Genomic DNA, 24,299 nt, shown 5'->3' with positions numbered 1-24,299 from the left:
CGAAAAGGAGATCGCCGTGCACACCGCCGCCTTTGCCGACTACCGCAGCTATCCGTTGATCAGCGCGCTGGCCACCGTCCAGGCCTTGCCGGACCAGGTCCTGGTGCAGTGGGCCGACGGTCGCTGGAGCCCCTTCCACTACCCCTGGCTGCGGGACAACTGCTCCTGCCCCCAATGCGTCTATCCGGTGACCCGCGAGCAGGTGCTGGAGATCCTCGATGTGCCCGAGGACCTGGCGTGCTCCAGCGCGCAAATCGACCACCAGGGTTGCCTGCAAGTGATCTGGCAGGACGGCCACCAGAGCCGTTTCGACCCAGGCTGGTTGCGGGCCCACGCCTATGACCCGCAGTCGCGCGAGGAGCGCCGCGTAGCCAGGGCCCACAGCCGGTTATGGGACAGCAGCCTGCAACTGCCGGTCTTCGAATACCAGGCGGTGATGGACGATCCCCAGGCGTTGTTGCAATGGCTGTTGGCGGTGCGCGATATCGGCCTGACCCAGGTCCGGGGGGCGCCGACCGAACCCGGGGCGCTGGCAGCGATCGCCCGGCGGATCTCGTTCATCCGTGAAAGCAACTTCGGCGTGCTGTTCAACGTGCAATCCAAGGCCGATGCCGACAGCAATGCCTACACTGCCTTCAACCTGCCGCTGCACAGCGACCTGCCCACTCGTGAGCTGCAACCGGGCTTGCAGTTCCTGCACTGCCTGGTGAACGACGCGGAGGGCGGCGAGAGCATCTTCGTCGACGGTTTCGCCATCGCCGATGCCCTGCGCCGGGAAGACCCCGAGGCGTTTCGCACCCTGTGCGAAATCCCCGTGGAATTTCGCAACAAGGATCGCCACAGCGACTATCGCTGCCTGGCGCCGATCATCGCCCTGGACGCCCTGGGCCAGGTGGCGGAGATCCGCATGGCCAACTTCCTGCGCGGCCCCTTCGATGCAGCGCCAGAACAGATGCCCCGCCTGTACCACGCCTATCGAAACCTGATCGCCCTGACCCGCCAGGCGCGCTTTCGCCTGGTGCGGCGCCTGGAACCGGGGCAGCTGTGGTGCTTCGACAACCGGCGTACCCTGCATGCGCGCAATGCTTTCGACCCGGCCAGCGGCGCCCGGCACTTCCAGGGCTGCTACATCGACCGTGACGAACTGCTGTCCAGGATCCTGGTGCTGCAACGCTGAGCGGCCAACGCTCAGGGACGGTCGATCAGTTCGACCTTGGCGACCTTCTGCAACTTGTCCTGGAGCAACTCGACGTACTTGGGGTTCACCTCCTCATCCACGAGCTGGTAAAGCTCGGCGCCCACGCCGGTGAAGTTGATGAAGGCCAGGGTCGACTTGTTCTTCAACACTTCAACCCGCAGGGACTTCGAGTAGAGGTCGAAGTCCAGCACGGTGGCCGCTGGCAGATCGGAAATGCACAGTTCCTTGGCATGGATCAGGCCCAGTGCCTGGAGTGCGAGCTGGTCTGTAAGGGGAATGCCACAGCGGTGCAATTCCAGGTCTTGAAAATCGATGTCTGCCAGGGCATTGAACCAGCGCAGCTTGCGTCGGCCATTGACCAGGACCACCGGGGCACTGCCCTTGCCCAGCTTGCTGGCGATCGCGCACAACTTGCGAAAAGCGTTCGCTTCGGCGGCGGTCATGCTCTTGAGAACGTCCATCGCACGCACGGAAAAACTGCCCGGATTGCCCACTTCCAGGGACAGGATCCTGGCCCAGAGCGCCTGCATCTGCTGCGAGGAGATCTTCTGCGCACGCTCGACGAAGTCGGTCAGCCAATCCTGGTCGACACTTTGCTCGTCCGCCGATTCGGGAGGGTTTTCCAGGGCCTGGGCAAAGATCCGCTCGAGGTTTTCCTGCTTCAACAGCTCCTGGTGCAACCTGCGCTTGGCGCTGCGCCGGGCCAGCTCTTCCTCATGCTGGAGCATCACCGAACGGCGCTGGTGGTCCGCCGCCAGCAGGGCCTCTTCACGCTGGATTTCCGCTTCGGTCCTGGCCTGGCCCAGCTTCAGCACGCTATAGGCCTGGGCATCGGCATCACGACGCAGGCCGATGGGCCGGTACAGGTGGCCGCAGCCGTTGGAAATCGTCTCGATCAGCTTGTTCAGTACCTTGTCCGACACTGGCGCTTCCTCATCCATGGGCAATCTCGCGAAAGTTGAACCAGGCGCACTATCGCATAACCGCCAAGCGCATAAAAAAGCCCCGATCAAGCCGTGACAGGATCGAGGCAGGGACTACTGCTGAGGAGCTGCGGTGAGAAGGTGACCAAACCGACACGACGCGAGCTGGCTCCAGTCTGCCCACTCTGCCTTCCCGCGAGTTAGCCAAGAGCGACCTGCTCATAGGTAATAGGGCCACAGCCACGCCTTCAGATGTCCTCGGTATACAGCACCACCGTCACATAGAAATAGCCGATCTTGTGCCAATCCTGGCGCTGGTTGTAGGGCGTCTCTTCAGAGCCCATGCCAATCTGGTAATTACGCCCGGTCTTTTTATCCCTATAGGAAATGAAACCCTTCGTTTCCCAGCCGCAGCAGACAAACCTGAGCCCCTCCTGAACCCCCAACTCCCGCTGCAGATAGCGCTCTACCTCATGGGCATCCTTACCTTTGACCCGGTAACTGGCGGTCAGCGGCGCGCCCTGATCCTGGGGCTTCGACTCACAACGGAAAAACTCCAGGGACTTCGGTGGATCGGTCATGGCCTGCAGAAAATCGCCACACTCGGGAGCTGCCAGAGCAGCGCTGGAAACCATCAACAACAAACAGGCGAACCCCATTCTGAACATCACTTTCATCCACTCCAGCTCCATGGTGTGCCACTCGGCGGCCATCCTACCGAACACCCAGTGCTTGCACAGAGTGTCTTTGCGTAGCAGGAGCGCTCATTACCCCACCCTTCAGGCAAGCCCGAGGCCTCACAAGCAAGCGCCGCAAGACTTGATTGCGCCGCCTTTTCCCAACGCTGTGGCAACCGGCCATGGCCATCGACTTAGTCGAAAACGACCTGTTCATAGGTAAACGGGCCATCGCGACAATCTGCCCTTGCCGCCACCCGGACGGCCTACCAGAATCGGCTGGCGACCCCACTCCCTGAACAAGGACAAGCGCCATGATGCATGCGGATTTGATTGACCAGGACGACCTGCTGGGGCAACTCCGGGCCCTGGGTTTCGAGATGCCCGCAGGCGCCAGTGCCGAGCAGGCCTGCGAATGTGCGGTTCGGGGGCTGAGCGATGCCCGGGCCAAGGCGCTCAAGGGCATGGTCGAGCAGATGCTCACCGGCAACGCGACCATTCTTCCTGCCGTGCGCCAGGCCATCGATCGCCAGTTGCTGCCGGCCCTGGCCGAGTACCAACAGCAAAAACGCGCCTGAATCGCCCCGGGGCCGTGGGCCGGTTGCTAGAGTACGCACCTCTTTGTACTGCACAGGCAACCGCCCATGATCCGTATCCTGCCCGGCCAAGCCGCCGATCCCGGCCATTGGCTGCAATTGCGCCTGGGCCTGTGGCCCCACTGCCCACCCGAGGAACACCGGGAAGAAATCCGCCAGATGCTCGCCGAGCCCGCACGCTACGGCTGCTGGCTGGCCCAGGCCGCCGACGGTGAAACGCTGGGCCTGGCCGAGGCGTCGTTGCGCCACGACTACGTCAATGGCACCGACAGCTCGCCGGTGGTGTTTCTGGAAGGTATCTACGTCGCTCCCGGGCATCGGCGCCAGGGCACGGCCCAGCGCCTGATCGAACAGGTCAGCCAATGGGGTCGGCAGCAGGGCTGCGTGGAAATCGCCTCGGACGCCAGCCTGGACAACCTGGTCAGCCACGCCCTGCACCGCGCGCTCGGCTTCGAGGAAACCGAGCGGGTGGTGTACTTCAAGAAAGCCCTGTGACCGGGACTGCCTGCAACCGCGCCTAGAGTCGCACGCTGGCGAAGGTCGACTCGTTGCGTGCCTGGCTCAGGGCCGACAGCGGCCCCGACAACGGTGCAAGCACCATGGCCTGGGGCAGCGGCATTATCGCCACCTGCTGGGTGGTGTTGGAGCCGATGCGCTCGTCCCGTGGCGGAATGCCGAAATACTCGCGGTAGCACTTGGAGAAGTGCGGGGTGGAGACGAAACCACAGACCGAGGCCACTTCGATGATCGACATCGGCGTCTGCTTGAGCAGTTGCCGGGCGCGGATCAAGCGCAGCTTGAGGTAGTAGCGCGATGGCGAGCAGTGCAGGTACTTCTGGAACAGGCGCTCCAACTGCCGGCGCGATACCGCGACGTACACCGCCAGTTCGTCGAGGTCGATCGGCTCCTCCAGGTTGGCTTCCATCAGCGCGACGATTTCCTGCAGCTTGGGCTGGTTGGTGCCGAGCATGTGCTTGAGCGGCACGCGCTGGTGGTCCTGCTCGTTGCGGATGCGCTCGTAGACGAACATCTCCGAGATCGCTGCCGACAGCTCGCGGCCGTGATCGCGGCTGATCAGGTGCAGCATCATGTCCAGCGGCGCGGTGCCGCCGGAGCTGGTGAAGCGGTTGCGATCGAGGGTGAACAGGCGGGTGCTCATGGCCACCCGGGGGAAGGCTTCCTGCATCGCCGCCAGGCATTCCCAGTGCACGCTGCAATCGAAGCCGTCCAGCAGGCCGGCGCAGGCCAGCGCCCAACTGCCGGTGCACACCGCGCCGAGGCGCCGGGACTGGCGGGCCTGGCTCTGCAGCCAGGACACATGCTCGCGGGTGACGGTGCGCTGGATGCCGATGCCGCCGCAGACGATCACGGTATCCAGGCTGGGAGCCTTGTGCATGGAGGCGTCGGGGGTGATTTGCAGGCCATCACTGGCCCAGACCTGGCCGCCATCGACGCTGAGGGTGGTCCAGCGATACAGCTCGCGACCGGACAGTTGGTTGGCCATGCGCAGTGGTTCGACTGCGGAGGCCAGGGAAATCAGCGTGAAATTATCCAGCAGCAAGAAACCGATGGATTGAGGCGCACGGTTCTGGGGTTGGGCCCCGGAGTTGAACGACGTCATCGCGATATCTCCTCACACAAAGCGGGTGATGGCCTCAGGCGGAGGCTCTTTTTATTGGTGCCCGTCCCTCGATGGAAACAGGCTTGGTCATCACAGAGCAATTGCCATGCCTAAAGTTGAATGGGCATTCAATAACTCCTGAAAACGACGTCGCGACGCGTCTATATAGCCCTTGCCTGAGTGCGGATAAGCAGTGCGCGGGGATAGGCCGGCGGATGCCGACCGAGGACGGTGAGCAGTTAGGTAGCACTCGTAGAGCCGTCGCGCGTGCAGGCCACAGCCGAGTGTCACTCAAAGCGCAACGGGCCGACGAACGGGAATGTCCGCCGGCGCCATAGGCCACTTGTCTAATCACGACGCGCTAAAAGGTGGCGTCCTCCCGAGCCGATGGGCCGTTTGCGCGCAGCGGCTGGCGGCTCAGCACTCCACGGCGCTGACCGCCAGGCCGCCGCGGGAGGTTTCCTTGTACTTGTCGTGCATGTCGGCCCCGGTATCGCGCATGGTGCGGATCACCCGGTCCAGGGAAATGAAGTGCTGGCCATCGCCGCGCAGGGCCATCTGCGCGGCATTGATCGCCTTCACCGCGGCGATCGCGTTGCGCTCGATGCAGGGCACCTGCACCAGCCCGCCCACCGGGTCGCAGGTCAGGCCGAGGTTGTGCTCCAGGCCGATCTCGGCGGCGTTGCACAACTGCTCGGGGCTGGCGCCGAGAATCTCCGCCAGGCCTGCCGCCGCCATGGCACAGGCCGAACCGACCTCGCCCTGGCAACCGACCTCGGCACCGGAGATGGAGGCGTTCTTCTTGCACAGGATGCCGATGGCCGCCGCACCGAGGAAGAAGTCCACCACGTTGGCGTCGGTCACCTCCTCGCTGAACTTCATGAAGTAGTGCAGCACCGCCGGGATGATCCCCGCCGCACCATTGGTGGGCGCGGTGACCATGCGCCCGCCGGCGGCGTTCTCTTCGTTGACCGCCAGGGCATAGAGGTTGACCCACTCCATGGCGCTCAGGGTCGAGCCGATCACATTGGGTTTGTTCAACTCCTGCAGGCTGCGGTGCAGCTTGGCCGCCCGGCGCCGTACATTGAGCCCGCCCGGCAGCGTGCCTTCGTGCTTGAGGCCTTGTTCCACGCAGTCCTGCATGGCCCGCCAGAGCGCCATCAACCCGCTGCGGATTTCGTCCTCCGAGCGCCAGGTCTTCTCGTTGGCCAGCATCAGCTCGGCCACCCGCAGGTTGTGCCTGCGGCACAGTTCGAGCAGCTCTACCGCGCTGGAGAAATCATAGGGCAGCTCGCTGCGGTCCAGGTCCGCCACACCGCTGTCGGCCTGGGCCTGGTCGACGACGAAACCGCCGCCCACCGAATAATAAGTGTCGCGATGCAGTTCGCCGCCCTCGCCTTCGGCCACCAGGGTCATGGCATTGGGATGGAACGGCAGGTTCTGCTCCAGCAGGAGCATGTCCCGGGACCAGACGAACGGCAGCGGCAGGCGCCCGTCCAGCAGCAGGGTGGACGTTTCCCGCAGCAAGTCGATGCGGGTGCCGATCAGCGACGGGTCGATCGCGTCCGGCCATTCGCCCATCAGGCCCATGATCACCGCGTTGTCGCTGCCATGGCCGATGCCGGTGGCCGACAACGATCCGTACAGCCGTACCTCGATCCGCCGCACCTGCTCCAGCTGCTGCCGTTGGCCCAGGGCCTGGACGAACAGCGCGGCGGCGCGCATGGGGCCGACGGTATGGGAACTGGACGGGCCGATGCCGATTTTGAACAGGTCGAACACACTGATAGCCATGCCTGGATAACTCCTCGATGAGCACAGTCCGGGCGCCGAAAACGCCCACTGACGGAGCTGCTACGCTCAAGCTGCAATCCGCCGAGAAGGGCGCATCATCGGGCTTTTGCCGGGTTTGCCGACGTCTGACACCGACTCGCTCATGCCCACCAACGCCGCCAGGCGCCAGGGTCGGGTTCCGGGCGTTTTTGCCGCCCGGACGCAGGAAAAACTGCGCAAAAACGCTGGATGCGACCTCACCGACACTGGATGCGACCCTCCCTGTACTGGATACGACGCACCCGGTAGGCGACAGATTTTCACTGGTACATGATCAGTCTCGACTCGATTGCAAGGCACGGTGGTAGAGCTGTTCCCGACACACCAACCGCCACACTCAATAAGCGCGGTCCGAACGCCGCCAAGAAGAACATCCAGGAGTCCCCCCTCTATGAAAGGTTCCCCCTCGTTGTTGCTGGCCGCCATGCTGAGTCTGCCGTTCCTGGCACAGGCCGCAGAACCGGCGCAATGCAGTACCGTGAACTTCTCCGATGTCGGCTGGACCGATATCACCGTGACCACCGCCACCACCAGCGTCGTGCTCAACGCCCTGGGCTACAAGACCAAGACCACGATGATTTCCGTGCCGGTGACCTACAAGTCCCTGGCCGACGGCAAGAACATGGACGTATTCCTCGGCAACTGGATGCCGACCATGGAAAACGACATCAAGCAGTATCGCGATGCCGGCACCGTGGAGACCGTGCGCGCCAACCTGGAGAACGCCAAGTACACCCTGGCGGTGCCCCAGGCGCTGTATGACAAGGGCCTCAAGGACTTCGCCGACATCGCCAAGTTCAAGACCGAGCTGGACGGCAAGATCTACGGCATCGAGCCGGGTAACGACGGCAACCGCACCATCCAGAGCATGATCGACAAGAACGCCTTCGGCCTGAAGGACGCCGGCTTCAAGGTGGTCGAATCCAGCGAGGCGGGCATGCTGAGCCAGGTCGAGCGCGCCCAGCGCCGCGACACCGCGGTGGTGTTCCTGGGCTGGGAACCGCACCCGATGAACACCCGCTTCAAGATGAAGTACCTGACCGGTGGCGATGAGTTCTTCGGTCCCAACTTCGGCCAGGCGACCATCTACACCAACACCCGCAAGGGCTACGTCCAGGAGTGCAGCAACGTCGGGCAACTGCTGAAGAACCTGTCGTTCACCCTGAACATGGAAAGCACCCTGATGGGCAACGTGCTGGACGACAAGATGAAGCCTGACGCGGCCGCCAAGGCCTGGCTCAAGAAAAACCCCGAGGTACTCGACACCTGGCTCGCCGGCGTGACCACCATCGATGGCAAACCAGGCCTGGAGGCCGTCAAAGCCAAGCTTGCCCAGTAAGTCGCTGACGCCGGGCGGGCTGGCCCGCCCGGGCTGTTTTTCCATTGCATGCGGACGTTCATTACCATGCTCACTGATCAGAAAATCCCCCTGGGCCAGTACATCGCGGCCTTCGTCGAGTGGCTGACGAAACACGGCGCCAGCATCTTCGATGCGATCGCCACCACCCTCGAGGCCATGATTCACGGCGTGACCTTCGCGCTGACCTGGTTCAACCCCCTGGCCCTGATCGGCCTGATTGCCCTGCTGGCGCACATGATCCAGCGCAAATGGGGCCTGACCGTATTCGTCGTGCTGTCCTTCCTGCTGATCCTCAACCTGGGGTACTGGCAGGAAACCATGGAGACCCTGGCCCAGGTGACCTTCGCCACCCTGGTCTGCGTGGTCATCGGCGTGCCGCTGGGCATCCTCGCCGCGCACAAGCCGATGTTCTACACCGCCATGCGCCCGGTACTGGACCTGATGCAGACCGTGCCGACCTTCGTCTACCTGATCCCGACCCTGACCCTGTTCGGCCTGGGCGTGGTCCCGGGGCTGATTTCCACCGTGGTGTTCGCCATCGCCGCGCCGATCCGCCTCACCTACCTGGGCATCTGCGACGTGCCGCAAGAGCTGCTGGATGCCGGCAAGGCCTTTGGCTGCTCGCGGCGCCAGTTGCTGACCCGGATCGAACTGCCCCACGCGATGCCGAGCATCGCCGCCGGCGTGACCCAGTGCATCATGCTGTCGTTGTCGATGGTAGTGATCGCGGCCCTGGTGGGCGCCGACGGCCTGGGCAAACCCGTGGTCAACGCACTGAACACCGCCGATATCTCCCTGGGCTTCGAAGCGGGCCTGGCGATCGTGTTGCTGGCAATCATGCTCGACCGTATCTGCAAGCAGCCGGAACTGCCGGCAAGGGGTGAGGCATGAGCATCATTCGTTTCGAAGACGTCGACGTCATCTTCTCCAACAAGCCGCGCGAAGCCCTGGCACTGCTGGACAAGGGCCAGACCCGCGAACAGATCCTCAAGCAGACCGGCCTGGTGGTCGGCGTGGAAAAGGCCAACCTGGACATCAACAAGGGCGAGATCTGCGTGCTGATGGGCCTGTCCGGCTCGGGCAAGTCGAGCCTGCTGCGCTGCATCAACGGCCTCAATACCGTGAGCCGCGGCAAGTTGTTCGTCGAACACGAAGGCAAGCACATCGATATCGCCCACTGCACTCCGGCGGAATTGAAGATGATGCGCACCAAGCGCATCGCCATGGTGTTCCAGAAGTTCGCCCTGATGCCCTGGCTGACGGTGCGCGAGAACATCAGCTTCGGCCTGGAGATGCAGGGCCGCCCCGAGAAGGAGCGGCGCAAGCTGGTGGACGAGAAGCTGGAGCTGGTGGGCCTGACCCAGTGGCGCAACAAGAAGCCGGACGAGCTGTCCGGTGGCATGCAGCAACGCGTGGGCCTGGCCCGTGCCCTGGCCATGGACGCCGACATCCTGCTGATGGACGAGCCCTTCTCGGCCCTCGACCCGCTGATTCGCCAGGGCCTGCAGGACGAGTTGCTGGAGCTGCAGCGCAAGCTGAACAAGACCATCGTGTTCGTCAGCCACGACCTGGACGAAGCCCTGAAACTGGGCAGCCGCATCGCCATCATGAAGGACGGGCGGATCATCCAGTACAGCAAGCCCGAAGAGATCGTGCTCAACCCGGCGGATGACTACGTGCGCACCTTCGTCGCCCATACCAACCCGTTGAACGTACTGTGCGGGCGCAGCCTGATGCGCAGCCTGGACAACTGCAAGCGGGTCAACGGCTCGGTGTGCCTGGACCCGGGTGGCGACTCCTGGCTGGACCTGGCCGAGGGCAACACCATCAAGGGCGCCCGGCGCAACGGCTCGCAACTGGACCTGCAGAACTGGGCGCCGGGGCAATCGGTGGAAGAGCTGGGCCGGCGCCCGACCCTGGTGGATTCCAGTATCGGCATGCGCGAGGCCCTGCAGATCCGCTACCAGACCGGCAACAAGCTGGTGCTCCACGATAACCACAAGGTGGTGGGGATCCTCGGCGACAGCGAGCTCTACCACGCGCTGCTCGGCAAGAACCTGGGCTGATGGACACAAACGACAACGCCGCGACCTGGGTCGCGGCGTTGTCGTTTGAGGGGGAATAGAGGTGCGAATTGCACCTGTTGCAGGAGCGGATGTAGCGGTACGCCACACATCGCTTCGCGGGCGACGCGGTACCCGGTGAGCCCGGGCCCGCGTCTACTTCAGGACTTAGCTGTAGACCCGGCCCAGGAGTTGCCGATGGCTTTCGAACTGATCGAGCACGTCACGGGTGATCTGCTCCTGGGTGAAACCCATCAGGTCGTACTCCTGGCTGCCGTTGTGCAGGTAGACCTCGGCACGGTAGTAGCGTGCACGCTCTTCCGGCGCATCGGCCGATTCGCTCGGCGCCGCCAGGTAACCGTCCAGGCTCACCTCATAGACGAAAGGGTTGCCCTCTTCCATCTCGATCCGCACACCCATGCAGCGCTTGGACTTGCCCAGCAGGGTCTGCACATCCAGCCCCTGGTTGCGCAACAGGGTCGCGGCTTCTTCCAGCGCCGGGGTCACGTGCTTGTCCATGAAGCGCTGGACCACTGCCTGGGTCGGCTGCAGGTCCAGTTGGGTCAGGCGCTCGCTGAAACCGCGACGGCCGCGGGCCGCCAGTTCCGCTTGTTCCTGCTCGACCCGGGTGTCCTGGGCCATGGCCTTGTACAGGCCGAACATGAAGCACACCAGCACCACCGAGAACGGCAGGCCAGCCAGCACCACCATGGTCTGCATGGCCTGGAAGTTACCGGCGAACAGCAGGCCGACGGTCACCAGGGTGATCACGACCGACCAGAAGATCCGCAGCCAGTGCGGGGCGTCTTCGTCGACGTTGCCGCCCTTGCAGGACAGGTTGGCCATCATCACCGCGCCGGAGTCGGCCGGGGTCAGGAACAACACGAAGCCCACGAAGATCGACACACCGATGACGATCTTCGACGCCGGGTAATGCTCGAGCAACTGGTAGATGGCCATGGACGGCTGTTCCAGGGCGGTCTTGCCCAGTTCCACCGCGCCCTGGTTGAGCACCAGGTCCAGGGCCGAGTTGCCGAAGATCGACAGCCAGGCCAGGGTGAAGCCCAGCGGGATCAGCAGTACGCCAGCCACCAGCTCGCGCACGGTGCGGCCACGGGAAATACGCGCGATGAACATGCCCACGAAAGGTGCCCAGGAAATCCACCAGGCCCAGTAGAACAGGGTCCACAGGCCCAGCCAGCGATCGGACTTGGCGCTGTCGCCTTCATACACATAGAGGTCGAACGTCTTGAGCACCACGCCGTTGAGGTAGTCGCCGATGTTCTGCACGAAGCCGTTGAGCAGGTGCAGGGTCGGGCCGAACAGCAGGACGAAGATCAGCAAGCCGCTGAACAGCACGATGTTCAGGTTGGACAGGCGACGAATGCCGTTCTCCACCCCGGACACTGCGGCGATGGTGGCCACCGTGCTCATGACGATGATCACGATCAGCAGGTTGGTGTTGCTGTGCTCCATGCCGAACAGGTTTTCCAGGCCGGACGATACCTGCATCGAGCCGATGCCCAGGTTGGTCACCAGGCCCAGCAGGGTCACGAACATGCCGAAACCGTCCACCGCGTGGCCGGCCGCGCCCTTGACCCAGCGCTCGCCCACCAGTGGGTACAGCGCCGAACGCAGGGCCAGTGGCTGGTTATGCCGGTAGGCGAAGTACGCCACCGCCAGGCCCACCAGGGCATAGATCGCCCAGCCGTGCAGGCCCCAGTGCAGGAACGTCAGTTGCAGCGCCTGGCGCGCGGCCTGGTTGCTGGCTGGCACGCCTTCGGGCGGATTGAAGTAGTGGTCCAGGGGCTCGGACGCACCGAAGTACAGCAGCGAGATGCCGATGCCGGACGAGAACAGCATCCCGGCCCAGGCGCCATAGCTGAAGTCCGGGGTGTCTTGCTTGGTCCCCAGCTTGAGCTTGCCGTAGGAAGAGAACGCCAGGCCCACCACGAACACCAGGTAGGCGGCGATCACCAGCATGTAGTACCAGCCGAAACTGCGGGACAACCATGCCTGGGCAACGTCCAGCATTTTGCCGGCCTCTTGCGGGGCGATGATCAGGATCGCAGTCAACAACAGGATCAGCGCGGTCGAGGTGTAGAACACCCAACCGTTGACCCGCACCTTTTCCGGCGGGGTCTTTATAAGAGAGGCAGAACTCATTGCACAGATGCTCCAGGCAGTGCGAGAGAAGGACACAAGGCAACACGGCACCCGACCAATCGGTTAGTTGGCAGCCGATCGTCGGGTGATATAAAGACACCCCGAAAAAAGCCCGGACCCACGGCGGCTGCGTTGCGAACCAGCGTCCCCGGCCTCGACTCGAACCCACGGTTCGGCGTCAGGCCTGAAGCGTCTTGCCCATTCAACACGTCCGTCCTTACCGGTTCACGCCATGCCATCCCTGGGGTGCGGTCTTTTTCGGAGGTCGTTTTCCGCCATCTACATGCGGGAAGAATCCGTAGGCAGCGACGATTTGTCGCAGATCTTATTCTTTGTTGATTGAACGTTCAATCAAAACAAAATAGACTGGCCCGCAAGCCGACAGCCGTCATGCGTCTGCCGGCGGGCCTAAGGAGAGGTAGCAGATGCCCAAGGTCGGTATGCAACCCATACGCCGCCAGCAGTTGATCGAAGCCACGCTACAAGCGGTCGATCAGGTCGGGATGGGGGACGCCAGCATTGCGCTGATCGCCCGTTTGGCCGGAGTGTCGAACGGCATCATCAGTCACTACTTTCGGGACAAGAACGGCCTGATCGCAGCGACGATGGGTTACATCATGAGCATGCTCAACGAAGGCGTCAGAGCACGCCGCCAGGCCCTGACGGACGACAGTCCGCGCGCTCATCTGAAGGTGATCATCGAGGGCAACTTCGATGCCAGCCAGGTGAACGGCCCGGCAATGAAAACCTGGTTGGCCTTCTGGGCTTCCAGCATGCACCAGCCCGATTTGCACAGGTTGCAGCGGATCAACGACCACCGCTTGTATTCCAACCTGTGTTGCCAGTTCCGCCGCGTCCTGCCGCTCTACCATGCGCGCAAGGCAGCCCGCGGCCTGGCGGCCTTGATCGACGGCTTGTGGCTGCGTGGCGCCCTGTCGGGTGATGCATTCGACACCGACCAGGCGATACGGATTGCTTACGAATACATGGATCTACAACTGGCTAAGCAGGAGCGCTAGAGCACAACCAAGACGCTCGGCCTCTGCACGCCACTGATCAGCGCGCCCGAATCCAAGGGCACGCTCGGTGGCCAAGCCCATAACTCAATGCACTTGCGAGGACACTATGGCCCGTTTTGAACTGCAAAAACTCTACATCGACGGCGGCTACACCGATGCCGGCAGCGACGCCACCTTCGATGCCATCAACCCGGCCAACGGTGAAGTTCTCGCACAAGTGCAACGTGCGACCAAGGAAGACGTGGAACGCGCCGTGGTCAGCGCCGAAAAAGGCCAGAAGATCTGGGCCGCCATGACCGCCATGGAGCGTTCGCGCATCCTGCGTCGCGCCGTGGACATCCTGCGTGAGCGCAACGACGAGCTGGCCGCCCTGGAAACCCTGGATACCGGCAAGGCCTACTCCGAAACCAAGTACGTCGACATCGTCACCGGCGCCGACGTGCTGGAATACTACGCAGGCCTGGTACCGGCCATCGAAGGCGAGCAGATCCCGCTGCGCGACACTTCCTTCGTCTACACCCGCCGCGAGCCACTGGGCGTGGTCGCCGGTATCGGCGCCTGGAACTACCCGATCCAGATCGCCCTGTGGAAATCCGCCCCGGCCCTGGCCGCTGGCAACGCGATGATCTTCAAGCCCAGCGAAGTGACTTCGCTGACCACCCTGAAACTGGCCGAGATCTACACCGAGGCAGGCGTACCGGCTGGCGTGTTCAACGTCCTGACCGGCAGCGGCCGTGAAGTCGGCACCTGGCTGACCGAGCACCCACGCATCGAGAAAGTCTCCTTCACCGGCGGCACCGACACCGGCAAGAAGGTCATGGCCAGCGCTTCGAGCTCCTCGCTCAAGGAAGTGACCATGGAACTGGGCGGCAAGTCGCCGCTGATCATCTGCGACGACGCCGACCTGGATCGCGCCGCCGACACCGCGATGATGGCCAACTTCTACAGCTCGGGCCAGGTTTGCACCAACGGCACTCGCGTGTTCGTACCGAGCCACCTGAAGGCTGCTTTCGAAGCCAAGATCGCCGAACGCGTTGCCCGCATCCGCGTGGGTAACCCAGAGAACGAGAACACCAACTTCGGTCCGCTGGTGAGCTTCGCCCACATGGAGAACGTGCTGGGCTACATCGCCAAGGGCAAGGAAGAAGGTGCCCGCGTACTGTGCGGCGGCGAGCGCCTGACCGATGGCGAATTCGCCAAGGGCGCCTTCGTGGCACCAACCGTGTTCACCGACTGCACCGACGACATGAGCATCGTGCGTGAAGAAATCTTCGGCCCAGTGATGAGCATCCTCACATACGAGACCGAAGAAGAAGTGATCCGTCGTGCCAACGACACCGACTTCGGCCTGGCCGCCGGTATCGTCACCCGCGATCTGAACCGCGCCCACCGCATCATCCACCAGCTCGAAGCCGGTATCTGCTGGATCAACGCCTGGGGCGAGTCCGACGCCAAGATGCCAGTCGGCGGCTACAAGCAGTCGGGCGTGGGCCGTGAGAACGGCATCAGCTCGCTGAACAACTTCACCCGCATCAAGTCGGTGCAGGTCGAGCTGGGCGACTACGCCTCGGTGTTCTAAGCAGCCGCTAGCAGCCAGCTACAAGCGGCAAGCCAGGGCAAAAGCCTGTCTTGCCGCCTGCTCCTCATTCAACGCCAAGCCCGCTTCGCTGCCTTTTCTCGCAGCTTGAAGCTTGAGGCTTGCAGCTCTCCACGGAGGCTCCAATGGCCCAAGAATTCGATTACATCATCATCGGTGCCGGCTCTGCCGGTAACACCCTGGCGACCCGTCTGACCGAAGACGAAGGCGTCACCGTCCTGCTGCTGGAAGCCGGCGGCCCGGACTATCGTTTCGATTTCCGTACCCAGATGCCTGCGGCACTGGCGTTCCCCTTGCAAGGCCGTCGCTACAACTGGGCCTATGAGACCGATCCAGAGCCGCACATGGACGGCCGCCGCATGGAATGTGGCCGTGGCAAGGGCCTGGGCGGTTCCTCGCTGATCAACGGCATGTGCTACATCCGTGGCAACGCCATGGACTACGACGGCTGGGCCAAGCTGCCAGGCCTGGAAGACTGGTCGTACCTGGACTGCCTGCCGTACTTCCGCAAGGCCGAAACCCGCGACATCGGCCCTAACGACTACCACGGTGGCGAAGGCCCGGTACGGGTGACCACACCCAAGGCGGGCAACAACCCGCTGTTCCACGCCATGGTCGAGGCCGGCGTACAGGCCGGTTACCCGCGTACCGAAGACCTCAACGGCTACCAACAGGAAGGCTTCGGTCCGATGGACCGCACTGTGACCCCTGAAGGCCGTCGCTCCAGCACCGCCCGCGGTTACCTGGACATAGCCAAGAAACGCTCCACCCTGACCATCGTCACCCACGCCCTGACCGACAAGGTCCTGTTCGAAGGCAAGCGCGCCGTAGGCGTGAGCTACCTGCAAGGCAGCACCGAAGAGCGCGTGGAAGCCCGTGCGCGCAAGGAAGTCATCGTCAGCTCCGGTGCCATCGCTTCGCCACAGCTGCTGCAACGCTCCGGCGTCGGCCCGCGCGCCCTGCTGGAAAGCCTGGACATCCCGGTGGTCCACGACCTGCCTGGCGTCGGCGAGAACCTGCAGGACCACCTGGAGCTGTACCTGCAATACGCTTGCACCCAGCCGGTATCGCTGTACCCATCGCTGCTGTGGTGGAACCAGCCGGCCATCGGTGCGCAGTGGCTGTTCAAGGGCACCGGCATCGGCGCCAGCAACCAGTTCGAAGCTGGTGGTTTCATCCGTACTCGCGAAGAGTTCGAATGGCCGAACATCCAGTACCACTTCCTGCCGGTAGCCATTAACTACAACGGCTCCAACGGCGTGAAGGAACACGGCTTCCAGGCCCACATGGGCTCCATGCGCTCGCCAAGCCGCGGCCGCGTGCAGGCCAAGTCGAAAGACCCGCGCCAGCACCCGAGCATCCTGTTCAACTACATGGCCACCGAGCAGGACTGGCAGGAATTCCGCGACGGCATCCGCCTGACCCGCGAAATCATGCAGCAGCCGGCACTGGACGCCTACCGCGGCCGCGAGATCAGCCCGGGCATCGAAGTGCAGACCGATGAACAGCTGGACAAATTCATCCGCGAGCACGCCGAGACCGCGTTCCACCCATCCTGCTCGTGCAAGATGGGCACCGACGACATGGCCGTGGTCGATGGCCAGGGTCGCGTGCACGGCATGCAGGGCCTGCGTGTGGTGGATGCCTCGATCATGCCGATCATCACCACCGGCAACCTCAACGCGCCGACGATCATGATGGCCGAGAAAATCGCCGACAAGATCCGTGGCCGCCAGCCGCTGCCGCGCAGCAAGGCTGCCTACTACGTGGCCGGCGAAGCCCCGGTACGTGGCAAGCCTGTACGCGACGTAGCCGCGAACGCGCAATAAGCACGATTGGCGCCGGCCGCAATGGCCGGCGCCATTTCCTTGGATTTCCCGCCCTCTCCCCTTCTGTTCATTGCACGGCCTGCGTCCTTGATCGCAGCCACAGGCAACCGCTACAGTCTGCCCATCCGCTGCACCCCCTGCGTTCCACGGACTTTATCCCGAGCCCTGCGCGACCTATACCTGTAGGAGCCGGCCCGCTGTCGATAAGACCCGCAAGCCCCTGCTCTTCACAAGGAGGTCATCCATGTTCGACTTTCACCCCCAGCTCAAGCAGCGCTTCGCTGCCTTGCGCACGGGCGCCGAGTTCTTTTCCCTGCGCTACGTGCGCGAATCAGACCAGTACCTGTCGGTACGCAAGAATGTCGCCGAACCGCCCAGGCTGGGCCGCGATGAAGGCGCGATGCTGACCGTGCGAGTCGCTGGGGTAGAGGCCTATGCCGCCACCAACGACCTGTCGCCAGGCGGATTGCAGGCGGCCCTGGACCGCGCCGAACGGCAAGCCCGGGTGATCGCCGCCCACGCCCTGCTGGACCTGCGCGAACAACCGGTCTCCAGCCACCGCGCCGATTATTTCTCGCCCAATCTCGAGCAGCCCTTCCCGTCCCTGAGCGATTGCTACCAACTGCTGGGCGACGAATCGGCTGCGGTTCCCAAGGACGAGCGCCTGGTGAACTGGCAGGTAGGGATCGGCGTGACCCAGGTCGAGCAGATCTACCTCAACAGCGCCGGAGCCGAGTTGCGCCAGGCCCAGCGTTTCGTCTACCCGGGCCTGGACGTCACCGCCTACGACGGCAACGACAGCCAGACCCGCAGCCTGGGCCGGGAGAATTTCGGCCAGCAGGGCGCCGGCGACGTGATCAGCCGCTGCGGCCTGCTGGGCGCCGCCCCCCGGATCGCCGAGCAGGCCCTGCAACTGCTGCTGGCTCCCAACACGCCCCAAGGCCCACGGGACCTGCTGCTGATGCCGGACCAGATGATGCTGCAGATCCACGAGTCCATCGGCCATCCCCTGGAGCTGGACCGCATCCTTGGCGATGAGCGCAACTATGCCGGCACCAGCTTCGTCAAGCAGGCGGACTTCGGCCACCTGCAATACGGCTCGCGGCTGCTCAACGTGACCTTCGACCCGGACATCCCCGAGGAGCTGGCCAGCTATGGCCATGACGACGAAGGCACCGCCGCCAGCAAGCAGTTCCTGATCCGCGAAGGGTTGCTGGTACGCCCCCTGGGCGGCGCCCTGTCGCAGTACCGCAGTGGCCTGGACGGCGTTGCCAACAGCCGCGCCAGCAGCTGGAACCGCGCGCCCATCGACCGCATGGCCAACCTCAACATCGAGCCTGGCGAGCAGTCCCTGGAACAGCTGATCGGCGGGATCGAGCACGGCATCCTGATGTCCACCAACCGCTCCTGGTCCATCGACGACGCGCGCAACAAGTTCCAATTCGGCTGCGAATGGGGCCAGTTGATCGAGAACGGCGAACTCAAGGGCGTGGTGAAGAACCCCAACTACCGGGGTATTTCCGCGCAGTTCTGGCGCAACCTCAGCGCCGTTGGCAACCGTGGCACCTTCCAGGTCCTGGGCACGCCCAACTGCGGCAAGGGCGAACCCAACCAGGTGATCCGCGTTGGCCACGCCTCGCCAGCCTGTGTATTTGGCAAGATCGACGTATTCGGAGGAGATGCCTGATGACCAGCGCGACCAATCAGGCCCAGCAGTTCAAGACGCTGGTGCAATGGCTCAAGGACGAGATCCGCGGGTCGGAACAATTCACCCTGAGCTACGCTGCCGAAGCCTCGGAGTTCATCCGCTTCAACCATGCCAAGGTACGCCAGGCCGGGCAGGTGCAGCAGGCCAGCCTGACCTTCAAGCTGATCGACGATGGCCGCCACGCCGACCTCGACATCACCCTGGCCAACGATCCCGAGGTGGACCGCCAGCGCCTGGCCGAGGGCCTGCAACAACTGCGTGAAACCCTGCCGCTGCTGCCGGCCGACCCTTACCTGATGCTCAACCACACCCATTGGCAGTCCCAGCATGAGCAAAGCCATCCGCTGCCAGGCAGCGAGCAGGTGGTGGAGGAAATCGGTCGCGCCGCCGCAGGCCTGGACCTGGTCGGCATCTATGCCGCCGGCCCCATCAGCCGTGGTTTCGCCAGCTCCAGCGGGGCCTTCGGTTGGCACCAGGCCAACAGCTTCAACTTCGACTTCAGCCTGTTCCACGACAATGGCGAGGCGGTGAAGGCCAGCTACGCCGGACACGCCTGGAACAGCGACGCCTTCGCCCAGCGCTTCGACCAGGCCCGCCGGCAACTGGAGTTCCTCGGCCGGCCGCTGCGTACCCTGGCCCCCGGTCAATATCGCGCCTACCTGGCCCCGGCGGCCCTGGAGGAGATCATGGGCATGCTGGCCTGGGGCAGCTTCTCGGCCCAGGCCATCGCCAGCAAGCACAGCGCCCTGCAGAAACTCTATGCCGGTGACGCGAACCTGAGCCCGCTGGTATCGGTACGCGAGCAGGTCAGCGGCTCCCTGAGCCCGGCGTTTTCCGACGAGGGCTACCCGCGCAGCGACCTGGCGCTGATCGCCAGTGGCGCCGCCGAGGCGCGCCTGATCAACTCGCGCAGCGCCGCCGAGTATGGCCTGACCGCCAACGGCGCCGGCAGCGGCGAATACCCCAGCGCCCTGGACATGGCCGCCGGCCAGTTGGTCCAGCAGGACATCCTCAGGCAATTGGGCACCGGGCTGTACATCAGCAACCTGTGGTACCTGAACTACTCGGACCTGCCTGCGGCGCGCCTGACCGGCATGACCCGCTTCGCCACCTTCTGGGTGGAGAACGGCGAGATCCAGGCGCCAGTGAGCACCATGCGTTTCGACGACAGCGTCTACAGCCTGCTGGGCTCGCAGCTCGAGGCGCTCACCGAACAACGCGAGCTGCTGCTCTCAGCCAGCACCTACGGCCAGCGCCAGACCGCGTCGATGCATCTGCCCGGGGCACTGGTCAGCCGCCTGACGCTAACCTTGTAAAATCGGCCTAGAGTTGCAAGCCACAAGCTTGCAACTTGAAGCTTGCAACTTACCTCTGTCGTTGTTGAGGTCCCATGTCCGAACGTCCGCCACTCGATGCCACTACTATCCGCTGGCTGCCGTGGGTAGTGGCCATCGCCTTCTTCATGCAGTCCCTGGACGGCACCATCCTCAATACCGCGCTGCCGGCCATGGCCAGGGACCTGGCCGAAGACCCGTTGCGCATGCAGGGCGTGGTCATCGCCTACATGCTCACCGTGGCGCTGCTGATCCCGGCCTCGGGCTGGATCGCCGATCGCTTCGGCACCCGCAACATCTTCTTCGGCGCGATCTTGCTGTTCAGCGTCGGCTCGTTGCTGTGCGCCCTTTCCGGTTCCCTGGGCATGCTGGTGGCGGCCCGGGTGATCCAGGGCCTGGGCGGCGCGCTGATGCTGCCGGTGGGGCGGCTGGTGGTGCTGCGCGCCTACCCGCGTTCGGAACTGGTGCGGATCATGGGTTTCATCACCATTCCCGGGCTGCTGGGCCCGCTGATCGGCCCGACCATGGGCGGCTGGATGGTGCAGTACCTGACCTGGCACTGGATCTTCCTGATCAACCTGCCGGTGGGCGCCATCGGCTGCTACGCGGTGTGGCGCTTCATCCCCGACCTGCGCGGCAGCGAGCGCACCCGCTTCGACGGCCTGGGCTTCTTGCTGTTCGGCGCGGCGATGGTGCTGATCACCATCGCCATGGAAGGCCTGGGCGAACTGCACCTGCCGCACCTGCGGGTGATGTTGCTGCTGTTCGCCGGCCTGGCTTGCCTGGCGGCCTACTGGTTGCGTGCCGGGCATATCGCCGATCCGCTGTTCGCCCCGTCGCTGTTCAAGGTGCGGACCTTCGCCGTGGGCATCCTCGGCAACCTGTTCGCCCGCCTGGGCAGCGGCGCCCTGCCGTTCCTGGTGCCCTTGCTGCTGCAAGTGGCCCTGGGCTACTCGCCGTCCCAGGCCGGCATGAGCATGCTGCCCCTGGCGGCCGCGGCGATGCTGGCCAAGTCCATTGCCCGACCGCTGATCGAGCGCCTGGGCTATCGCCTGGTGCTCACCGGCAACACCCTGGCCCTGGGCCTGATGCTGGCGAGCATGGGCCTGGTCAGCGAGCAGACGCCCTACCCGCTGCTGCTGGGCATGCTGGCGGTGCTGGGGGCGATCAACTCGCTGCAGTTCACGGCGATGAACACCGTGACCCTGATCGACCTCGACGATGCCGCCGCCAGCAGTGGCAACAGCCTGCTGTCGGTGGTGGCGCAACTGTCCCTGAGCCTGGGGGTGGCCTGCGCCGGGGCGCTGCTGGGCGGCTTCACCGCTTCCATGGACAGCGATGGCGGCGACACGGTGCTCGGCGCCTTCCAGCTGACCTTCCTCACCGTGGGCCTCATGGCCATGCTGGCGGCGGCGATCTTCCTCCAGTTGTCGCCCAACGATGGCCGCAGGACGCGCAAGGTTCAGGAGCATATCGAGCACTGATTGACTATCTCCCCCTAGGAGCCATGGAAAGTCCTGGCTACTTTTCGTCCAGAAATTGCAGGAAGGGGGAGCGGGGCTGATACACTGCGCGACATTTTGTTTTGCAGGCCCGTCCCGTGACCACCATCGCCACCGCTTTCAATACCTTGCCCCTGTCTGCCGCCATGCTGGCCAACCTCGACTCCCTCGGGTATGCCCAGATGACGCCGATCCAGGCGCAAAGCTTGCCGGTGATCCTCAAGGGCCTGGACCTGATCGCCCAGGCCAAGACCGGCAGTGGCAAGACCGCGGCCTTCGGCATCGGCCTGCTGAACCCGATCAACCCGCGCTACTTCGGCTGCCAGGCCCTGGTGATGTGCCCGACCCGCGAGCTCGCCGACCAGGTCGCCAAGGAGCTGCGCCGCCTGGCCCGCGCCGAGGACAACATCAAGGTCCTGACCCTGTGCGGCGGCGTGCCCTTCGGCCCGCAGATCGCTTCGCTGGAGCATGGCGCCCACATCATCGTCGGCACCCCGGGGCGCATTTCCCAGCACCTGGACAAGGGCACGCTGAAACTCGACGGCCTCAACACCCTGGTGCTCGACGAAGCCGACCGCATGCTCGACATGGGCTTCTACGATGCCATCGAAGCCATCATCGGCCAGACCCCGGCACGCCGGCAGACCCTGCTGTTCTCCGCCACCTACCCGGCGGGCATCAAGCAGCTGGCGTCGAAGTTCATGCGCGATCCGCAACAGGTAAAAGTCGAGACGCTGCACAGCGACAGCCAGATCGAACAGCACTTCTACGAAATCTCCCCGGAAGATCGCATGGATGCGGTGGTCAAGGTGCTCAACCACTTCCGCCCGCAGTCTTGTGTGGCCTTCTGCTTCACCAAGCAGCAAGTGCAGGAAACCGTCGACCACCTGACCGCCAAGGGCATGTCTGCAGTGGGCCTGCACGGTGACCTGGAACAGCGCGACCGCGACCAGGTGCTGGCGATGTTCGCCAACCGCAGTACCTCGGTACTGGTAGCCACCGATGTCGCCGCACGGGGCCTGGATATCGACGCCCTGGACATGGTGATCAACGTCGAGCTGGCGCGGGATTCGGAAATCCACATCCACCGGGTCGGCCGTACCGGTCGCGCCGGCGAGAAAGGCATCGCCATCAGCCTGGTGTCGCCGTCCGAGGCCCACCGTGCCCAGGCCATCGAACAGTTGCAGAAGGCGCCGCTGAACTGGGAGCAGATCGACGGCCTGAAGAGCCAGGGCGGCGGCCCGCTGCTGCCGGCCATGAGCACCCTGTGCATCGCCGCCGGGCGCAAGGACAAGGTACGCCCGGGCGATATCCTCGGCGCGCTGACCGGCGAGGCCGGCATCCCCGGCGCCCAGGTCGGCAAGATCGCGATCTTCGACTTCCAGGCCTACGTGGCCGTGGAGCGCGGCATCGCCAAGCAGGCCCTGCAACGCCTCAATAGCGGCAAGATCAAGGGCCGTTCGCTGCGCGTACGCATCCTGTAACCCACCCGCTCGACCTGTAGCCGCTGCCGCAGGCTGCGAACGTCTCCGAAGGAGGCGCCGCTGTTGAGGCCGTGGAGCCCCTGCGGGGCTTGTCGCAGCCTTCGGCAGCGGCTACAGGTTCATTTGCCTGCACTCTCGAGGACACCGTTTTGCGCTCTACCGAAGTCGTGATCATCGGCGCCGGCGCCGCCGGCTTGATGTGCGCCCTGACCGCCGCTGGCCGTGGGCGCCAGGTGCTGTTGCTGGACCATGCCAACAAGGCCGGGAAGAAGATCCTGATGTCCGGTGGCGGGCGCTGCAACTTCACCAACATGTACACCGAGCCGGCCAACTTCCTGTCGCAGAACCCGCACTTCTGCAAGTCGGCCCTGGCCCGCTACACCCAGTGGGATTTCATCGGCCTGGTGGCCAAGCATGGCGTGCCCTACCACGAGAAGAAGCTCGGCCAGCTGTTTTGCGACAACAAGTCCAGCGACATCCTCGCCATGCTCCTGGCCGAATGCGACCAGGTTGGGGTCGAGCTGCGCCTGGACACCTCGATCCAGCAGATCGAGAAACTGGAGTCGGGCTACCTGCTGCAGACCACCCTCGGCCAGGTGCGCTGCCAGTCCCTGGTGATCGCCACCGGCGGCCTGTCGATCCCGACCCTGGGGGCCACCGGCTTCGGCTACCAAGTGGCCAGGCAGTTCGGCCATGAGCTGCTGCCGACCCGTGCCGGGCTGGTGCCCTTCACCATCACCGACCAGCTCAAGGAGCTGTGCGGCGAGCTGTCCGGAACCTCGGTGGACTGCCTGGTGAGCTGCAACGGCCAGAGCTTTCGCGAGAACATCCTGTTCACCCACCGTGGCCTCAGCGGCCCGGCGATCCTGCAGATTTCCTCGTACTGGCAGCCTGGCGACAGCATCGAGATCAACCTGCTGCCGGACCACGATGCCCTGGGCTGGCTGCAACAGCAGCAGGCCGAGCGCCCCAACAGCGAACTCAAGACCCTGCTGGGGGAGATCTTCACCAAGAAGATGGCCGGCCTGCTGGCCGATCACTGGTTCGCCTCCAAGCCGATGAAGCAGTACACCCCCGCCGAGCTGGCGGAGGTCGCCGACAAGCTCGGCAACTGGCAGCTGGTACCGGCGGGCACCGAAGGCTACCGCACCGCCGAAGTGACCCTGGGCGGGGTCGACACCCGCGAAGTCTCGTCCAAGACCATGGAATCGCTGAAGAGCCCGGGGCTGTATTTCATTGGCGAAGTGCTGGATGTCAGCGGCCACCTGGGCGGTTTCAACTTCCAGTGGGCCTGGGCCTCGGGCTACGCGGCGGCGCAGTACGCCTGAAGCCGCGCCGGCCCTTGGCGCCGGCAGGGGCCGAGGAGCATCACCGGGAACAGAATTTGCT

The 24,299-nt window shown here is 64.2% G+C and carries 19 protein-coding genes; 14 read left to right on the top strand and 5 right to left on the bottom strand.

Going from position 1 to position 24,299, the window contains the following annotated elements; genetic code table 11:
* The first annotated feature begins 16 nt into the window (after positions 1-16).
* A complete protein-coding gene (locus tag CAG11_RS03100; protein WP_085594566.1) occupies positions 17-1,177 on the top strand; it encodes a gamma-butyrobetaine dioxygenase in 1,161 nt (386 codons plus the stop codon).
* 11 nt (positions 1,178-1,188) lie between these two features.
* On the opposite strand, the gene CAG11_RS03095 is transcribed toward CAG11_RS03100, so the two are convergent.
* Both CAG11_RS03095 and CAG11_RS03090 read right to left on the bottom strand, forming a co-directional pair.
* Positions 1,189-2,139, bottom strand: coding sequence for a TIGR03899 family protein (locus CAG11_RS03095; RefSeq protein WP_085594564.1), 951 nt, complete (start codon positions 2,137-2,139; stop codon positions 1,189-1,191).
* Between the two features lie 230 nt (positions 2,140-2,369).
* Positions 2,370-2,798, bottom strand: coding sequence for a DUF4952 domain-containing protein (locus CAG11_RS03090; RefSeq protein ID WP_177409178.1), 429 nt, complete (start codon positions 2,796-2,798; stop codon positions 2,370-2,372).
* A gap of 314 nt (positions 2,799-3,112) precedes the next feature.
* On the opposite strand from CAG11_RS03090, the gene CAG11_RS03085 reads away from it, so the two are divergent.
* The gene (locus CAG11_RS03085) at positions 3,113-3,376 is read left to right on the top strand and encodes a hypothetical protein (RefSeq protein ID WP_015637320.1); all 264 of its coding nucleotides are present in this window, start codon (positions 3,113-3,115) and stop codon (positions 3,374-3,376) included.
* Positions 3,377-3,442: 66 nt separating this feature from the next.
* Entirely contained in the window at positions 3,443-3,889 is a 447-nt protein-coding gene (aac(6'), locus tag CAG11_RS03080) for an aminoglycoside 6'-N-acetyltransferase (protein ID WP_085594560.1), read from the top strand.
* A 22-nt stretch (positions 3,890-3,911) separates the two neighbouring features.
* Here aac(6') and CAG11_RS03075 read toward each other — a convergent pair whose 3' ends face one another.
* Together CAG11_RS03075 and CAG11_RS03070 are read right to left on the bottom strand one after the other, a co-directional pair.
* A complete protein-coding gene (locus CAG11_RS03075) occupies positions 3,912-5,015 on the bottom strand; it encodes a GlxA family transcriptional regulator (RefSeq protein ID WP_085594558.1) in 1,104 nt (367 codons plus the stop codon).
* Positions 5,016-5,432: 417 nt separating this feature from the next.
* Positions 5,433-6,809: an L-serine ammonia-lyase gene (locus CAG11_RS03070; RefSeq protein ID WP_085594556.1), complete on the bottom strand. Its 1,377-nt coding sequence runs from the start codon at positions 6,807-6,809 to the stop codon at positions 5,433-5,435.
* Between the two features lie 430 nt (positions 6,810-7,239).
* Here CAG11_RS03070 and CAG11_RS03065 point away from each other — a divergent pair, with 430 nt between their 5' ends.
* The 3 genes from CAG11_RS03065 to choV all read left to right on the top strand — a co-directional run bounded on the left by CAG11_RS03065 (position 7,240) and on the right by choV (position 10,274).
* On the top strand, positions 7,240-8,187 hold the full coding sequence (locus tag CAG11_RS03065; protein ID WP_022641531.1) for a choline ABC transporter substrate-binding protein: 948 nt from the start codon (positions 7,240-7,242) through the stop codon (positions 8,185-8,187).
* 66 nt (positions 8,188-8,253) lie between these two features.
* Positions 8,254-9,099 carry a choline ABC transporter permease subunit gene (gene choW / locus CAG11_RS03060; RefSeq protein ID WP_022641532.1) on the top strand — a complete coding sequence of 282 codons (846 nt, stop codon included), beginning with the start codon at positions 8,254-8,256 and terminating at the stop codon, positions 9,097-9,099.
* Positions 9,096-10,274, top strand: coding sequence for a choline ABC transporter ATP-binding protein (gene choV / locus CAG11_RS03055; RefSeq protein ID WP_085594554.1), 1,179 nt, complete (start codon positions 9,096-9,098; stop codon positions 10,272-10,274). Before choW ends, choV begins: the two co-directional genes overlap by 4 nt.
* A gap of 165 nt (positions 10,275-10,439) precedes the next feature.
* On the opposite strand, the gene betT is transcribed toward choV, so the two are convergent.
* A complete protein-coding gene (betT, locus tag CAG11_RS03050; RefSeq protein ID WP_085594552.1) occupies positions 10,440-12,437 on the bottom strand; it encodes a choline BCCT transporter BetT in 1,998 nt (665 codons plus the stop codon).
* Positions 12,438-12,862: 425 nt separating this feature from the next.
* On the opposite strand from betT, the gene betI reads away from it, so the two are divergent.
* The 8 genes from betI (at position 12,863) to CAG11_RS03010 (ending at position 24,238) form a co-directional block, all read left to right on the top strand.
* Entirely contained in the window at positions 12,863-13,456 is a 594-nt protein-coding gene (betI, locus tag CAG11_RS03045; RefSeq protein WP_022641535.1) for a transcriptional regulator BetI, read from the top strand.
* 106 nt (positions 13,457-13,562) lie between these two features.
* The gene (gene betB / locus CAG11_RS03040) at positions 13,563-15,035 is read left to right on the top strand and encodes a betaine-aldehyde dehydrogenase (protein ID WP_085594550.1); all 1,473 of its coding nucleotides are present in this window, start codon (positions 13,563-13,565) and stop codon (positions 15,033-15,035) included.
* A gap of 143 nt (positions 15,036-15,178) precedes the next feature.
* Positions 15,179-16,882, top strand: coding sequence for a choline dehydrogenase (gene betA, locus CAG11_RS03035; RefSeq protein WP_085594548.1), 1,704 nt, complete (start codon positions 15,179-15,181; stop codon positions 16,880-16,882).
* A gap of 244 nt (positions 16,883-17,126) precedes the next feature.
* Complete coding sequence (locus CAG11_RS03030) at positions 17,127-18,569, top strand: TldD/PmbA family protein (protein ID WP_085594546.1); 1,443 nt, start codon at positions 17,127-17,129, stop codon at positions 18,567-18,569.
* Entirely contained in the window at positions 18,569-19,906 is a 1,338-nt protein-coding gene (locus tag CAG11_RS03025) for a TldD/PmbA family protein (protein WP_085594544.1), read from the top strand. The genes CAG11_RS03030 and CAG11_RS03025 overlap by 1 nt, the downstream gene beginning before the upstream one ends.
* A gap of 74 nt (positions 19,907-19,980) precedes the next feature.
* On the top strand, positions 19,981-21,408 hold the full coding sequence (gene mdtD, locus CAG11_RS03020; RefSeq protein ID WP_085594542.1) for a multidrug transporter subunit MdtD: 1,428 nt from the start codon (positions 19,981-19,983) through the stop codon (positions 21,406-21,408).
* 164 nt (positions 21,409-21,572) lie between these two features.
* Positions 21,573-22,910, top strand: a complete 1,338-nt coding sequence (gene dbpA / locus CAG11_RS03015; protein ID WP_235777334.1) for an ATP-dependent RNA helicase DbpA — start codon at positions 21,573-21,575, stop codon at positions 22,908-22,910.
* 149 nt (positions 22,911-23,059) lie between these two features.
* Positions 23,060-24,238 carry an NAD(P)/FAD-dependent oxidoreductase gene (locus CAG11_RS03010; protein ID WP_022641543.1) on the top strand — a complete coding sequence of 393 codons (1,179 nt, stop codon included), beginning with the start codon at positions 23,060-23,062 and terminating at the stop codon, positions 24,236-24,238.
* The last annotated feature ends 61 nt before the right edge of the window (positions 24,239-24,299 follow it).

The sequence above is a fragment of the Pseudomonas sp. B6(2017) genome (genome assembly GCF_002112765.1).
Taxonomy (GTDB): domain Bacteria; phylum Pseudomonadota; class Gammaproteobacteria; order Pseudomonadales; family Pseudomonadaceae; genus Aquipseudomonas; species Aquipseudomonas piscis.
Note: the sequence above shows the minus strand (reverse complement) of the source record. Positions and strands in the feature narration are given on the sequence as shown.

Bases quoted from the DNA above. Each gene is read 5' to 3' on its own strand.
- CAG11_RS03095 (WP_085594564.1), bottom strand. From the start codon at position 2,139: ATGGATGAGGAAGCGCCAGTGTCGGACAAGGTACTGAACAAGCTGATC.
- CAG11_RS03090 (WP_177409178.1), bottom strand. From the start codon at position 2,798: ATGAAAGTGATGTTCAGAATGGGGTTCGCCTGTTTGTTGTTGATGGTT.
- CAG11_RS03085 (WP_015637320.1), top strand. From the start codon at position 3,113: ATGATGCATGCGGATTTGATTGACCAGGACGACCTGCTGGGGCAACTC.
- CAG11_RS03075 (WP_085594558.1), bottom strand. From the start codon at position 5,015: ATGACGTCGTTCAACTCCGGGGCCCAACCCCAGAACCGTGCGCCTCAA.
- CAG11_RS03070 (WP_085594556.1), bottom strand. From the start codon at position 6,809: ATGGCTATCAGTGTGTTCGACCTGTTCAAAATCGGCATCGGCCCGTCC.
- CAG11_RS03065 (WP_022641531.1), top strand. From the start codon at position 7,240: ATGAAAGGTTCCCCCTCGTTGTTGCTGGCCGCCATGCTGAGTCTGCCG.
- choW (WP_022641532.1), top strand. From the start codon at position 8,254: ATGCTCACTGATCAGAAAATCCCCCTGGGCCAGTACATCGCGGCCTTC.
- choV (WP_085594554.1), top strand. From the start codon at position 9,096: ATGAGCATCATTCGTTTCGAAGACGTCGACGTCATCTTCTCCAACAAG.
- betT (WP_085594552.1), bottom strand. From the start codon at position 12,437: ATGAGTTCTGCCTCTCTTATAAAGACCCCGCCGGAAAAGGTGCGGGTC.
- betI (WP_022641535.1), top strand. From the start codon at position 12,863: ATGCCCAAGGTCGGTATGCAACCCATACGCCGCCAGCAGTTGATCGAA.
- betB (WP_085594550.1), top strand. From the start codon at position 13,563: ATGGCCCGTTTTGAACTGCAAAAACTCTACATCGACGGCGGCTACACC.
- betA (WP_085594548.1), top strand. From the start codon at position 15,179: ATGGCCCAAGAATTCGATTACATCATCATCGGTGCCGGCTCTGCCGGT.
- CAG11_RS03030 (WP_085594546.1), top strand. From the start codon at position 17,127: ATGTTCGACTTTCACCCCCAGCTCAAGCAGCGCTTCGCTGCCTTGCGC.
- CAG11_RS03025 (WP_085594544.1), top strand. From the start codon at position 18,569: ATGACCAGCGCGACCAATCAGGCCCAGCAGTTCAAGACGCTGGTGCAA.
- mdtD (WP_085594542.1), top strand. From the start codon at position 19,981: ATGTCCGAACGTCCGCCACTCGATGCCACTACTATCCGCTGGCTGCCG.
- dbpA (WP_235777334.1), top strand. From the start codon at position 21,573: ATGCTGGCCAACCTCGACTCCCTCGGGTATGCCCAGATGACGCCGATC.